A 12,175-nucleotide genomic window follows, 5' to 3' on the forward strand; every position below is an offset into this window, starting at 1 on the left:
CCGACTGCTCCAACAAGCCGTCGACACCGACCCCCACCCCCTCAAGGAACTCATCGGCGGCTGAGCGGCAACTGCACTCAAGCAGAGATGCAGGGTCTACCGGGTGGTGCAGGAGTCGCTGACCAACGTGCACAAGCACGCGCGGGGAGCGTCGACGGCCGTGGTGGTGCACGGGGCGCGGGGCGAGGGCGTGACGGTCAGGGTGACGAACGTACGGCCGGTGGCTGCTGGTTCACTGCTCCCGGGCGCTGGAGCCGGCCTGGTCGGGCTGCGTGAGCGGGTGCAGCTGGTCGGCGGCCGGCTGACGACCGGGCCGACGGCAGAAGGCGGCTGGCGGGTCGAAGCCTGGCTGCCCTGGGCAGACCACCGGCAGAGCGCCGAGCCCGTGTTTGTGGATACGGCGTTGAATCGCGAGGAAAGGGAACGATGACGCGGCTGCTGATCGTGGACGACGAGGCGCTGGTGCGAGCCGGGCTGAAGATGATCCTCGAGTCCGACGACGACCTCGAGGTGGTTGCCGAGGCCGAGGACGGCGCCGACGCCGCGGCGATGGTGAAGGAGCACCGGCCGGACGTCGTCCTGATGGACATCCGGATGCCGCGCCTGGACGGCTTGGCCGCGACCCGCGAGGTGCAGGCGTTACCGGATCCGCCGAAGATCGTCGTACTGACGACGTTCGATCTGGACGACTACGTGTTCCGGGCCCTGCAGGCCGGCGCGAGCGGCTTCCTGTTGAAGGACACGCCGCCCCGCGAGCTGGTGCAGGCGATCAAGGTGGTCGCGGCCGGGGATGCGATGCTGTCGCCGGCGGTGACCCGGCGGCTGATCGGGCACTTCGCCGCGGACCCGCGGGCGGACCGGCGGCGGGCAGCGCAGGAGCGGATCAGCAAGCTCACCGAGCGCGAGCGTGAGGTGCTGGTCGAGGTCGGCCGCGGTCTGCAGAACGCCGACATCGGCAGGACGCTGTTCATGAGCGAGGCGACGGTGAAGGCGCATGTGTCCCGGGCCCTGGTGAAACTCGACGCCACGAACCGGGTCCAGGTCGCGATCCTGGCTTACGAGGCCGGCCTGCTGGATACCTGAGAAACCGGCCCGGGCCGTCGGAGGGGTGGGGGACGACGGCCCGTGCCGGTCTCAGTGGCCAGCGTGCCTGGGGGAGAGGACGCTGACACCGGTCGTGCGCCTTGGGGGGAGGGCGCAGACCGGCAGGACTCAGACGCGGCCGAAGGCCACGCTGCTGGTCCAGATCTTCGCCTTCGCGACCGGGCGGCCCGGCTTCGAGGCGTGCCACAGCATGTTCCCGCCGGCGTAGATGCCGACGTGGTACACGCCGCCGCCACCGCTCTTGAAGAACACGAGGTCACCCGGCTTGGCGGTCTTGCGGGTGATGTGCTTCGTCGCGCTGTACTGCGCCCGCGACGTACGCGGCAGCTTTTTGCCGGCCTTCTTGTAGACGTAGCCGGTGTAGCCGGAGCAGTCGAAGCCGCGCGGGGTCGTGCCGCCGTAGCGGTACGGCGTGCCCTTGAGCTTCGCCGCCTCCCGGAGCACCCTGGCCCGGAACGTCCCGATCGAGGTGCTCGAGACGCTACGGTGGGGACCGTAGAGCAGGTGGTGCTTGGCGGTGTAGGTCAGGCGGCCCCAGGTCGCCTTGTCCGTGTAGCCGGTGGCGCGCAGACCCCAAGATGCCTGGTATTTCTTCAGAATCCGCACGGTGCTGGTGCCGAAGTAGCCGTCCGGGCCCAGGTGCAGGGCCTTCTGGACGTACTTCACGGTCGGGCCCCTGTCGCCGTACCGGAGCAGCGGCTTGCTGGCGATGGTCCAGTACCCACGCGGCACGGTGGTGGTGGTGGTCGCCGCCGAGGCGGTGGCCGGAGAGGCGGCGACGGTGAGAGCGGCTCCACCGCTGACCGCCAGACCCACCGACAGAACGGCAGCTGCGGTCCGGGGAGATCCGGACTTGGTGGGCTTACGGTGCTTCGCCAGGGTCCGGCCGAGGGGCCGGGAGGTACTGGTGTCGAGCTGGCTGACGGCGCGCGAAAGCGACGTCCGTCGGGCAGTGACGGGCATGGTTGTCTCCCGACGCCTGTGAAGTTAGCTGTCGGGTTCGGGCTGGGATTCATAGCCCGGTCCGCTCCCGCGGACTTCACCCCAGGGTTTCGACCACTCACGGTCGAGACCCAACTTCCTGGGTCCCCCACCCCTGCCAATGGTTTTCGAGGGGAGCACGTGGGCCTTGGCAGGGCTCGGCGTTGACCCGCGTGCGGTCCGTGTTGTTTACCGAACCGCCGACGACTGTATAACAGAAGGATCACGACGCAAACCCTCAGATCCACAGAGACCCTCCGGAAAGGCCCTGGAGGGCTGTCTGACGGGTCAGGGATCCGGGGTGAACATCAGGTGTCCTGAGCGCGTCTGAGCGGCGCTCAGATGGCAAATGAGGGGTTCGGTGTGACCCCTGTCACATTTTGCGGTTGCTGTCTGTGACAACAGGCACAGTGCGTACTCAGGGCGCCCTAAAGTCCTTGTGATTTCAGCTATTTCCGAGCAGCTCGACGAACCGGTCCAGGCCGACGTTGCCGCCCGACAGGACGACTCCGACGCGCTCAGGTAGCCCACGGATCCGCCCGGCCAGCAACGCGGCCAGTGCGCACGCACCGCTCGGCTCGAGCACGATCTTCAGCCGTTCGAACGCGAACGCCATCGCAGCCACGATCTCGTCGTCGCTGACCAGCTCGAACGCGTCCACCAGTACCCGGTTCATCGCGAACGTGAGCTCGCCGGGCGTCGAGATCGCCTGCCCGTCCGCGATCGTCCGCGGTACGTCGATCTCCACCCGCTCGCCCGCGGCCAGCGACCGGGCGTGGTCGTCCCCGGCGGCCGGCTCGACACCGATCATCCGGATCCCCGGCGACATCATGGTCGCCGCGGTCGCGCAGCCGGCCATCAGTCCGCCGCCCCCGACCGGGACCAGCAGCGCCCCGAGGTGGCCGACCTCCTCGATCAGCTCCAGCGCGACCGTCCCCTGCCCGGCCATCACGTCGTAGTGGTCGTACGGCGGAATCAGCGTGAGCCCACGCTCGGCCGCCAACTCCTTGCCCAGTGCGGTCCGGTCCTGCGTGTAGCGGTCGTACGTGACGACTTCGGCGCCGTACCCACGGGTGGCGGCGAGCTTCGTCGGCGGCGCGTCCGTGGGCATCAGGATGACTGCCTTGGCTCCGGCGATCTGGGCCGCCAGGGCGACCGCCTGCGCGTGATTACCGGACGAGTACGCCGCGACGCCGTACCGGAGCTGCTCCGGGGTGAGCCGGCTGATCGCGTTGTACGCGCCACGGAACTTGAAGGCGCCGATCCGCTGGAAGTTCTCCGCCTTGAGGAACACCTGCGCCCCGACCCGGTCGTCCAGGGTCCGCGAGGTGAGCACCGGCGTACGGTGAGCGACGCCGGCGATCCGGTCCGCGGCAGCCCGGACATCTGTGAGACTCAACACGGTCATGGGGCCTCCCGGCCTGGACTGAGGAGCGGAGGGAGCGTAGCGACTGGAGCGACGAGGGAAGGCCGGGAGTAGCAGCCCCATGACCCGCCGCGCCGGAGGCGTGGCATGAACACAGCCATGGAGGGACGCTATACCGATGTCAAGATCGGGTGGGCGGCTCCGTACTGATGGACGAGAGGCGCCCATACCGGGAGCCGCGGGTGAAGGAGACACCGTGAAGTACCTACTGGTCCTGAACATCAACCCCGACGTGCTGTCCGCGCTGAGCGAGGAGGAGCAGCAGGCCATCTTCGCCGGGCACGAGAAGTTCCTGGCGACAACCCAGGAGTCGGGGGAGTTCCACAGCACGGTCGCGCTGGCCGAGCCGGCCAAGACCGCGGTGGTCAAGGTCCGCGACGGCGTACCGGCGGTGACGGACGGGCCGTTCCTGGAGGCGAAGGAGTTCCTGGCCGGCTACTACCTGATCGACGTGGCCACGCCGGAGCGCGCGTACGAACTGGCCGCCATGATCCCGGACGCCGGCATCGAGGGTCTGGGTGTCGAGGTCCGGCCGGTCATCCACGAGGTCGGTCTCTGACAAACACCAAGGGGGTTCTCCACAACCTGTGGAGAACCCCCTCGGTCTGTGAGGTGCTCAGTCCGTCTGGTCGTCGACGTTCGCGTCGGCGGCGTTCTTCTTGATCGACTCGATGCCGTTCAGCGCTCCGGCCTTGCTCGAGTAGCTCTCGCTGCTGGTCGCGATCACCTCGCCGTTCCCGGCCTTCAGCCGGAACCGGAACTCGCCCGACTTGTCCTTGTAGAGCTCGAACTTCCCCGCCATCGGTATACCTCCACCTGGATCGGTATCACTCCGTTCCGGAGCGTAGCGGGGTCAGCCCGCCGGAACCTCGCGCACCACGCCGGGTTCTCTGCTCCAGCCGACTACTGCTCCTTCTCCAGTACGCCGCGGATGCCCGCGACCGTCATCTCGATGCCAAGGGCGTAGTAGCGGTCCCTGGACGCGGGGCAGATCAGGGTGTCCGCGGCCTTGGCGACCAGCGGGTACTTCCGTGGTGGCAGTGCGGCCAGCGCCGCGCGCTTGCGCCGCATCGAGTCGTCCCGGGCGACCGGGTCGCTCACCTCGCGGGCAATGGGGTCCGTGGTGACCAGGGCGATCAGCGAGCAGAACGACTGCCGGCCGACCTCGGCCGCGTCGTCGACGGAGAACCCACCCTCGGTGAGCAGCTCCATCGTGCGCTCGGCCATCACCAGGCCGGGATCAGTCACCAGGATGCGGGCCAGTGTGAGATCCGCCAGTTGCGGGTGCGCGCGGAGCGCGGTCACGAACGCGGTCAGCAGCTTGTGCAACTGCTTGTCCCACCGCTCGTCGCTCGGCTCCGGCAGTACGACGTCGGTCAGCATGCGATCGCCGAGCGCGGCCAGCAGGTCGTCCTTGTCCTTGAAATGCCGGTACAGCGCCATCGGCGTGACGTCGTGTTGCGCGGCCAGTCGCCGGAAGGTCACGGCGGCCGGGCCCTCGTCGTCGGCGATCGCCAACGCGCTGTCGACAACCTTCGCCGGATCGAGGCGGCGGGCAGTTTCTTTGCTGATCACGTTGACAAGTTTACACCGTAGACCTACGGTTTACTACGTAAGCTTACGCCGTATACATACAACGTAGACTCTCTTCCAAGTGAGGTAAGGCAATGCGACGCAGTCCTTGGGCCACCCTGACGGTGCTGGCTCTAGCGCAGTTCATCGTGGTGCTCGACGTGACGATCGTGAACGTCGCGCTGCCGCACATCCAGGCGGATCTGAACTTCTCCGCCGAGTCCCTGCAATGGGTGATCAACGCCTACACGTTGCTCTTCGGCGGCTTCCTGCTGCTCGGCGGGCGGATGGCCGACCTGCTCGGTCCGCGGCGGGTGTTCGTGGCCGGCCTGCTGCTGTTCGGTGTGACCTCGCTGGTGGCGGGGCTGTCCAACTCACCCGAGTTCCTCATCGGTGCGCGCGCCGTACAGGGTCTTGGCGGTGCACTGTTGTCACCGGCGGCGCTGGCGATCCTGACGATGACGTTCGCGCATGGCCGCGAGCGGAACATCGCCATGGGTGTCTGGGGTGGTCTCGCAGGCCTTGGTGGAACGCTCGGTGTCGTCGCTGGCGGCGTACTGGTCGATTCACTCAGCTGGCAGTGGGTGTTCTTCGTCAACGTGCCGATCGTGATCGCACTGGTTGCTGTGGTCCCGGTGTTCGTTCGCGACGTACGGCACTCTTCTGGTCGTCGTACTTTCGACACTCTGGGGGCTCTGCTCGGGACTGCGGGACTTATGGCAGTCGTGTACGGCGTGGTGCGGTCGGAGCCCGCGGGTTGGGGGTCCGCTGAGGTTGTCGGCGTACTGATTGCCGGAGTGGTCTTGCTGGCGGCCTTCGTGGTGGTCGAGCGGCGGTCTGCTGCTCCGCTGGTGCCGATGCGGTTGTTCCGTTCGCGTGCGTTGAGTGTTTCGGGCGCATCGCTTGCTCTGAACGGCGCTGCGTTCCTTTCAATGTTCTTCCTGACCGCTATCTACCTGCAGCAGGTCCGTGGCGACACGGCGCTCGAGGCAGGCGTGCACTTCCTGCCCATGGGCGGCGCGGCAATCGTTGGTGCGCTGCTGGCGTCACAGCTCGTGCAGCGGGTCGGGACTCGTACGGTGCAGCTCGCCGGCGCCGGACTGAGCGTGGTCGGCCTCCTCTTGCTCTCGCAGGCCGACGCCACCGGTAGCTACGCGTCCCAGCTGCTGCCCGGCCTCATCATCTTCGGCTTCGGCATCATCGGCGTCGGGGTCCCCGGACAGATCACCGCTGTCTCTGAGGTCCGCCATGCTGAGGCCGGCGCCGCGTCCGGTGTGGTCAACGCGATGTACCAGGTGGGTGGCGCGCTGGGTCTCGCCATCGTGACCACTCTCTCCATCACCCACACCACCAACGAACTGACCCACGGCGCCAGCCAGCTGTCCGCTCTCCAGTCCGGCTTCCAAAGAGGCCTCCTGGTAGCAGCACTCTTCGCCGTAGCCAATGTCCTACTCACCCTCGCGTCTCCCCAGTTGCAGCCCACCTCAGAACAGTTGACCGAAGCAACCGCAGCCGCCTAGCAATCCAGCAGTCCCGGCCCACCTTGGCCGGGACTGCTGTTTACTGTGTCGCTTGTGATCCTTTGGCCGCACTGTCGGACTGCGAGAGACCTCGGCGGACTCCTCACCAGCAACGGTGGCCAGGTCCGGGCAGGTGCTCTGATCCGGAGTGACAATCTCGATCAGCTGAACGACGAGGGACTCGCTGCTGTCCGGAACGCAGGAGTCAGCCGGATCGTCGACCTCCGCAGCGCGTGGGAGTGTGAGACCTTCCCTTCACCCTTTGCCGACGACGAGCGTTGGCTGAACGTGCCGCTCACCGATCCCGGCGATCCTGATGTCTCCGTGCAGGACCTGTTCGAGCAGTACCGCCTCCTCATCGACGACTACTCGCAGCGCTTCGCATCCGCAGTTGCTGCGATCGCCGACGCGCCTCCCGGCTGCGTAGTAGTCGCCTGCCACGCCGGCAAAGACCGCACTGGTCTTGTCGTTGCGCTGACGCTCGATCTGCTCGGCGTACCGCACACAGCAATCGCCGCCGACTACGCCACGGCCCCCGAGCCCAAGGTCGTCAGCTCCCTTCCCGAACTGGCGCCACCCCGCCCCGAAACGATCCTCCGCATCCTCGCCCATCTCCAAACCCGGTACGGCGGCACAGCGCCATACCTCCTGCAAGCCGGTGCCACCGCCACCCAACTCACCGCCCTGACCTCCCGCCTCGGATCCTTCGGGGAGCACCTCGGGCAGTCCCGGATGTTTGCGCCGGTCTGGTTCGTGAGGGTTGAGGGACGGACTGGTGATGGGAGCTGGGGATGGAGCTGGTTGCTGTGGTTACTGCGGCTGTGGTTGGACTGGCGCCGGGGGTGGCGGTTGCAGGGCCGCCGGACCCGTTGCAGAAGGGACTGGATGAGGTGGTTGCCGTGAGCGCGGTGGGGGCGCTTGCGGAGGTCCGGGATGGGCGGCGGGTCTGGCGGGGGACCAGTGGAGTCGCCGAGGTGGGGACGACTCGGGGTGTGCCGGTTGACGGACGGGTGCGAGCTGGGAGCATCACGAAGACGTTTGTTGCCACCGTCGTACTGCAGCTTGTCGCCAAGGGACGGCTGAGGTTGGACGACTCGGTGGAGGGCTGGCTGCCTGGCGTCGTACCGAACGGTCAGCACATCACTGTGCGCCAATTGCTCAACCACACCAGTGGTTTGTACGACTACAAGGACACTCTGCCGATGCCGCCCTCGCAGGAGTTCCTGGACAATCGGTGGCGGACGTGGACCGTCTCCGAGTTGGTAGAGCGCGCGGTGGCTCACCCGCCGACGTTCGACCCGCCGGGTTCGGCGTACTCGTACTCGTACTCGAACACCAACTACCTCCTGCTCGGCGAGATCATCGAGAAGGTCACCGGTCGGTCGTACGGCAACGAGATCGAGCGCCGGCTCATCCGCCCGTTGGGGTTGAGCGGTACGTCGCTGCCGGGTACGTCGCCGTGGATCCGCGGACCGCATCCGCACGGCTACATCCGTACTGAGCAAGGCCTTCTCGACTACACGGAGCTGAATCCATCGCTCTTCGGTGCCAGCGGCGAGATGATCTCCACCACCGCGGATCTCAACCGCTTCTTCGCCGCATTGCTCGGCGGCCACCTCCTCCCGCGCCGGCTGCTCGACGAGATGAAGACACCCGGCACCAAGGACGGCACCTACGGCCTGGGACTGTCCTGGCGCGACACCTCCTGCGGGATCCGTGTCTACGGCAACGATGGCGACGAGCTGGCGTACCAGACCTATTCGTTCGCCACAGCCGACACCCGCCACCAGGTCACGGTCGCCGTCACCCCCAACTTCACGACCAACCCCGACGGCCCCATCAACGCCTTAATAGACAAGGCCATCTGCCGCTGATGGGTTCACACTGCTCGTATGACTCGCTTCACCGATGAGCAGATGCAGGCCGCGATGACCCAGACCCGTGAGTACACCGTCGTACTCCTCGAGGCAGGACCGCAGCACGACACGGACGGCGCCAGGGCGATCATCTGGGAACACGGCCGCCGCAACTTCGAGCTCCGCGCCGACGGCATCCTCAACATCGTCTGCCCGATCGCCGACGACTCCCCGCTGTGCGGTGTGGGCATCTTCAGCGGCACCCCGGACGAGATCCGCCGCGTCATGGACGAAGACCCAGGCGTCCGAGCCGGCGTCTTCACCTACCAACTCCACCCGGCCCGAAGCTTCCCAGGCGATTCCCTCCTCGCCTGACGCGCGTACCATCCGGAACATGGCTGCGTGTGAGCCGCCCGGGGGCCGAGCCGGTGTCGCGGTCGGGGGACTCGTCGTCCGCACCGCGTGGATCGCGGCGCGCTCGCGGCCGGCGGCTGGACACCCGGACGTTGGTCATCAGCTGGATCTGGGCGATCCTGCCCTTCGTCACCCTCGGCCTGGCCACGCCGGTGACCTTCCTCTGGGCGGCACAGCGGGTGCGATCCAAGCATTACGTGCTGGCCACGGTCTTCTACACGGTGCTGGTCGTGCTGGGATTCATCGGGACGAATGAGGACGTCTCCTTCGCGTTCCTGAGGATTGCCTGGGTGGGCGGCACCCTGCACGCGCTCGCGGTTCGCTCCTCGGTCTTCCGTTCGCAGTCGCCGTCCGAGCAGCTCACGGTGGAGTCAGCGGCGGACGCCGCCAGGGACCGCCGCGAGTTGCGGCGCAAGGCCCGCGAGATCGCCACCAAGGATCCGGGACTGGCGCGCGAGCTCGGGATCGGCCGCCCCGACGAGCAGCACGACTTCGACGACGGCGGTCTGGTCGACGTCAACAGTGTTTCGGCCGACGTGCTCGCGCAGCTGCGTGGGATGACGCGGGAGCCGGCCGAGCGGGTCGTGCTGGTGCGCGAGACCCGTGGTCCGTACTCGTCGGTCGAAGAGCTCAGCGTGTTCGCCGATCTTCCACCGGGCCTCTCCGATCGACTCGCCGAACGCTTGCTGTTCCTTCGCGACTGACGGATTCTCCGCGAGATGACGATGGAGCCGGCCGAGTATCGGTGCAGGGCGCTTCGGGTGTCGTGCACAAACATTTGATCGTGGTTTACGCCAAGTGTTTAGCCGTGTGCGCAATGTCATCAAATAAAAGACAGTACAGATGCGCTTGAATGCGTTCTTCGCGATATTCTTGTATGCAGTTAATTGGCTGGCGGAAACGAAGGGGTGGTGCCAGACTCAGAGAAACGACGGAGCCCTCATTGCCGGCTCTGCGACTTCTGCACGACCTGCCACCAAGCGCTGGCCGCCATTGATCGCGGACCTGGCCGGCTCGGGGAGGTAGGAGGCGCCGGGATGACCGATGATCCCAACGCCCGCGCGGAGTTGCGGGCGCAAATCGAAGCTCGGCGGGCAGGTATCGCCACCTTCCTGCACGGCGCCCGGCCGCGCCGCAATCGACTGATCAATGTCAGCATCGTCAGTAGCGCGACAGCGGCCGTGCTCGTCGGCGGTCCTGCCCTGGCCGGACCGCCGTTCACCAACGCGATCAAAGAGGAATTGTCACTCAGCAGTCCCGCGAGTGTTTGGCAGCCGCTCTGCCTGGCCGCGTTGATCGTCTCCTTGATCTCGGCCATTTCCAGCAACCTGAGCAAATCTCACGACCTCGCCGCCCATGTCACTGCCGCGGAGGTTTGCAATACGGAACTCGAAGGTGTGCTGACGTCTCTCCAATTCGGGCAGGTCTCGGTGGAAGAAGCCGCCGATCAATATCAGCACTGTGTCAGCAAGATCCCGTTCGTCGAGGAGTTGCCGGACACGCAGCGTGCGGGCGGAGCATCCTGACGCTCAGCAGGCCCCCGGCCGCGGGCTGCGCGGATGGACCTCGACCGCCGCCCAGACGCTCTGCGGGTTTCCCCGTGAGGTTGTTCCCGGGACTTGTCCTGCGTGAGTTGCGGGTTCAAGATGCGGAGCGGGATGGAGGGCACATGAGATTCCGCCGACTAGTTGTTGCCGCCACTGTTTCGTCCGCCTTGGTTGCCGGGGTGATGTCGGTCCCCGTCGCCACCGCCGTACCGTCGAGTCCGGCATCGTCCGGCTACACGCCGCCGCCCGTGCAATGGGGCGCCTGCAGCAATCCAAGCTTGGTGCGCGCGGGTGCTCAATGCGGCTACGTCGTCGTACCACTCGACTACGACCATCCGAGCGGGGCCAAGATCCAACTCGCCGTGTCCCGGGTGATGCACAAGACGCCCGACGCGCAGGCGCAAGGTCCGATGCTGGTGAATCCGGGTGGTCCCGGTGGATCCGGCCTGATCTACTCGATCCTCGGCCCGGCGATTCCGCATGGTGCCGGTGACGCCTACGACTGGGTCGGTTTCGACCCACGCGGTGTCGGCTCGAGCAAGCCCGCGCTGAGCTGCATCCCGGACTACGCCGGCTACAACCGCCCGTTCTACGTGCCGGTCACGCCGAAGATCGAGCAGACCTGGCTGAAGCTCTCCAAGTCGTACGCGAAGGCCTGCGACGCCAACCAGCACGCGCTGCTCAGCCACCTCAAGACCACCGACTCGGCGCGCGACATGGAGAGCATCCGGAAGGCTCTCGGTGCTCCGCAGATCAACTACTACGGGTTCTCGTACGGCACCTACCTCGGTCAGGTGTACGGAACGCTCTACCCGAACCGGCTGCGCCGCGTCGTCTTCGACGGCGTCGTCAACGCGACGCGGGTCTGGTACGACGCCAACCTCGACCAGGACATCGCCTTCAACAAGAGCGTGAAGGTGTTCTTCCAGTACGTCGCCGCGCACGACTCGACATGGCATCTCGGCACGACCGAAGCCGCCGTCGAGCGCCTGTACTACCGCGAGATGGTCAAGCTCATCGGCCACCCGGCCGACGGCAAGATCGGTCCTTCCGAGTGGACCGACGTCTTCACGCAAGCGGCGTACTACGTGTACGGCTGGGTGGACGTGGCCAACGCGTTCGCCGCCTGGGTGCACAACAAGGACGCCTCAGGGCTCGTCGAGTTGTACGGCGGTCCGCCCTTCGACGACAACGGCTACGCCATCTACCTCGGCGTATCGTGCACCGACGCCCAGTGGCCCACCAAGTGGAGCACGTGGCAGCGCGACAACTGGCGCACGCTCGCCAAGGCGCCGTTCCTGACCTGGGCCAACGCCTGGTTCAACGCGCCGTGCTTCTACTGGCCGGCGAAGGCAGGCAAGCCGGTGAAGGTCGACGGCCGAGGCGTGCAGAGCCTCTTGATGATCAACGAGACCCTCGACGCCGCCACGCCGTACTCCGGCGCACTCCAAACCCGCAAGACGTTCCCCAACTCAATCCTGATCGAGGGCGTAGGCGGAACCACCCACGCCGGCTCCCTCTCCGGCGTCGCCTGCACCGACGACCGCATAGCGGCGTACCTCCAAACGGGCGCCCTACCACCCCGCAAGACAGGCAACCGCTCCGACGTCCAATGCGACCCAGTCCCCGCCCCCGAACCAGAGACCGCCACAGCCGCCGCAAAGTCCACCACAACAGGAAGCCTGAGGGCGTCCTTGTCAGCCCCAATCCGCTGACCTCGTCGAAGCGTGGTGCCTTCCGGAGCACGCTCCGGAA

General features: G+C 66.7%; 14 protein-coding genes and 1 riboswitch. Of the genes, 10 read left to right on the forward strand and 4 right to left on the reverse strand.

Going from position 1 to position 12,175, the window contains the following annotated elements:
• Positions 1–103: 103 nt before the first annotated feature.
• Together AB0E63_RS45155 and AB0E63_RS45160 are read left to right on the forward strand one after the other, a co-directional pair.
• A complete protein-coding gene (locus tag AB0E63_RS45155; RefSeq protein WP_360380704.1) occupies positions 104–430 on the forward strand; it encodes a hypothetical protein in 327 nt (108 codons plus the stop codon).
• Complete coding sequence (locus AB0E63_RS45160) at positions 427–1,083, forward strand: response regulator transcription factor (RefSeq protein ID WP_360380706.1); 657 nt, start codon at positions 427–429, stop codon at positions 1,081–1,083. Before AB0E63_RS45155 ends, AB0E63_RS45160 begins: the two co-directional genes overlap by 4 nt.
• 129 nt (positions 1,084–1,212) lie before the next feature.
• Here the strand turns inward: AB0E63_RS45160 and AB0E63_RS45165 are convergent, their stop codons facing one another.
• Positions 1,213–2,067, reverse strand: coding sequence for an NlpC/P60 family protein (locus tag AB0E63_RS45165; protein ID WP_360380708.1), 855 nt, complete (start codon positions 2,065–2,067; stop codon positions 1,213–1,215).
• Positions 2,067–2,259, reverse strand: a riboswitch (cyclic di-AMP (ydaO/yuaA leader). Its footprint overlaps the gene before it by 1 nt.
• Positions 2,260–2,530: 271 nt before the next feature.
• Complete coding sequence (locus tag AB0E63_RS45170; RefSeq protein ID WP_360380710.1) at positions 2,531–3,493, reverse strand: threo-3-hydroxy-L-aspartate ammonia-lyase; 963 nt, start codon at positions 3,491–3,493, stop codon at positions 2,531–2,533.
• A 214-nt stretch (positions 3,494–3,707) separates the two neighbouring features.
• Here AB0E63_RS45170 and AB0E63_RS45175 point away from each other — a divergent pair, with 214 nt between their 5' ends.
• Entirely contained in the window at positions 3,708–4,070 is a 363-nt protein-coding gene (locus AB0E63_RS45175) for a YciI family protein (protein ID WP_360380713.1), read from the forward strand.
• 57 nt (positions 4,071–4,127) lie between these two features.
• On the opposite strand, the gene AB0E63_RS45180 is transcribed toward AB0E63_RS45175, so the two are convergent.
• A complete protein-coding gene (locus AB0E63_RS45180; protein ID WP_360380716.1) occupies positions 4,128–4,313 on the reverse strand; it encodes a YegP family protein in 186 nt (61 codons plus the stop codon).
• Between the two features lie 101 nt (positions 4,314–4,414).
• On the reverse strand, positions 4,415–5,086 hold the full coding sequence (locus AB0E63_RS45185) for a TetR/AcrR family transcriptional regulator C-terminal domain-containing protein (protein WP_360380719.1): 672 nt from the start codon (positions 5,084–5,086) through the stop codon (positions 4,415–4,417).
• 92 nt (positions 5,087–5,178) lie between these two features.
• On the opposite strand from AB0E63_RS45185, the gene AB0E63_RS45190 reads away from it, so the two are divergent.
• The 7 genes from AB0E63_RS45190 to AB0E63_RS45220 all read left to right on the forward strand — a co-directional run bounded on the left by AB0E63_RS45190 (position 5,179) and on the right by AB0E63_RS45220 (position 12,135).
• A complete protein-coding gene (locus AB0E63_RS45190; RefSeq protein ID WP_360380721.1) occupies positions 5,179–6,603 on the forward strand; it encodes an MFS transporter in 1,425 nt (474 codons plus the stop codon).
• A gap of 54 nt (positions 6,604–6,657) precedes the next feature.
• Entirely contained in the window at positions 6,658–7,506 is an 849-nt protein-coding gene (locus AB0E63_RS45195) for a tyrosine-protein phosphatase (RefSeq protein WP_360380722.1), read from the forward strand.
• Positions 7,503–8,477 (forward strand): serine hydrolase domain-containing protein, encoded by a 975-nt coding sequence (locus AB0E63_RS45200; protein ID WP_360380723.1) that lies wholly within the window; start codon positions 7,503–7,505, stop codon positions 8,475–8,477. Before AB0E63_RS45195 ends, AB0E63_RS45200 begins: the two co-directional genes overlap by 4 nt.
• 18 nt (positions 8,478–8,495) lie before the next feature.
• Positions 8,496–8,834 (forward strand): hypothetical protein, encoded by a 339-nt coding sequence (locus AB0E63_RS45205; protein WP_360380725.1) that lies wholly within the window; start codon positions 8,496–8,498, stop codon positions 8,832–8,834.
• A gap of 29 nt (positions 8,835–8,863) precedes the next feature.
• Complete coding sequence (locus tag AB0E63_RS45210) at positions 8,864–9,577, forward strand: helix-hairpin-helix domain-containing protein (protein ID WP_360380727.1); 714 nt, start codon at positions 8,864–8,866, stop codon at positions 9,575–9,577.
• A gap of 333 nt (positions 9,578–9,910) precedes the next feature.
• On the forward strand, positions 9,911–10,399 hold the full coding sequence (locus AB0E63_RS45215; RefSeq protein WP_360380729.1) for a hypothetical protein: 489 nt from the start codon (positions 9,911–9,913) through the stop codon (positions 10,397–10,399).
• Between the two features lie 143 nt (positions 10,400–10,542).
• On the forward strand, positions 10,543–12,135 hold the full coding sequence (locus tag AB0E63_RS45220; protein ID WP_360380731.1) for an alpha/beta fold hydrolase: 1,593 nt from the start codon (positions 10,543–10,545) through the stop codon (positions 12,133–12,135).
• Positions 12,136–12,175: the final 40 nt, after the last annotated feature.

It is taken from the genome of Kribbella sp. NPDC026596, assembly GCF_040638415.1.
Classification (GTDB): Bacteria; Actinomycetota; Actinomycetes; order Propionibacteriales; family Kribbellaceae; genus Kribbella.

Bases quoted from the DNA above. Each gene is read 5' to 3' on its own strand.
- AB0E63_RS45190 (WP_360380721.1), top strand. From the start codon at position 5,179: ATGCGACGCAGTCCTTGGGCCACCCTGACGGTGCTGGCTCTAGCGCAG.
- AB0E63_RS45165 (WP_360380708.1), bottom strand. From the start codon at position 2,067: ATGCCCGTCACTGCCCGACGGACGTCGCTTTCGCGCGCCGTCAGCCAG.
- AB0E63_RS45205 (WP_360380725.1), top strand. From the start codon at position 8,496: ATGACTCGCTTCACCGATGAGCAGATGCAGGCCGCGATGACCCAGACC.
- AB0E63_RS45220 (WP_360380731.1), top strand. From the start codon at position 10,543: ATGAGATTCCGCCGACTAGTTGTTGCCGCCACTGTTTCGTCCGCCTTG.
- AB0E63_RS45170 (WP_360380710.1), bottom strand. From the start codon at position 3,493: ATGACCGTGTTGAGTCTCACAGATGTCCGGGCTGCCGCGGACCGGATC.
- AB0E63_RS45160 (WP_360380706.1), top strand. From the start codon at position 427: ATGACGCGGCTGCTGATCGTGGACGACGAGGCGCTGGTGCGAGCCGGG.
- AB0E63_RS45215 (WP_360380729.1), top strand. From the start codon at position 9,911: ATGACCGATGATCCCAACGCCCGCGCGGAGTTGCGGGCGCAAATCGAA.
- AB0E63_RS45180 (WP_360380716.1), bottom strand. From the start codon at position 4,313: ATGGCGGGGAAGTTCGAGCTCTACAAGGACAAGTCGGGCGAGTTCCGG.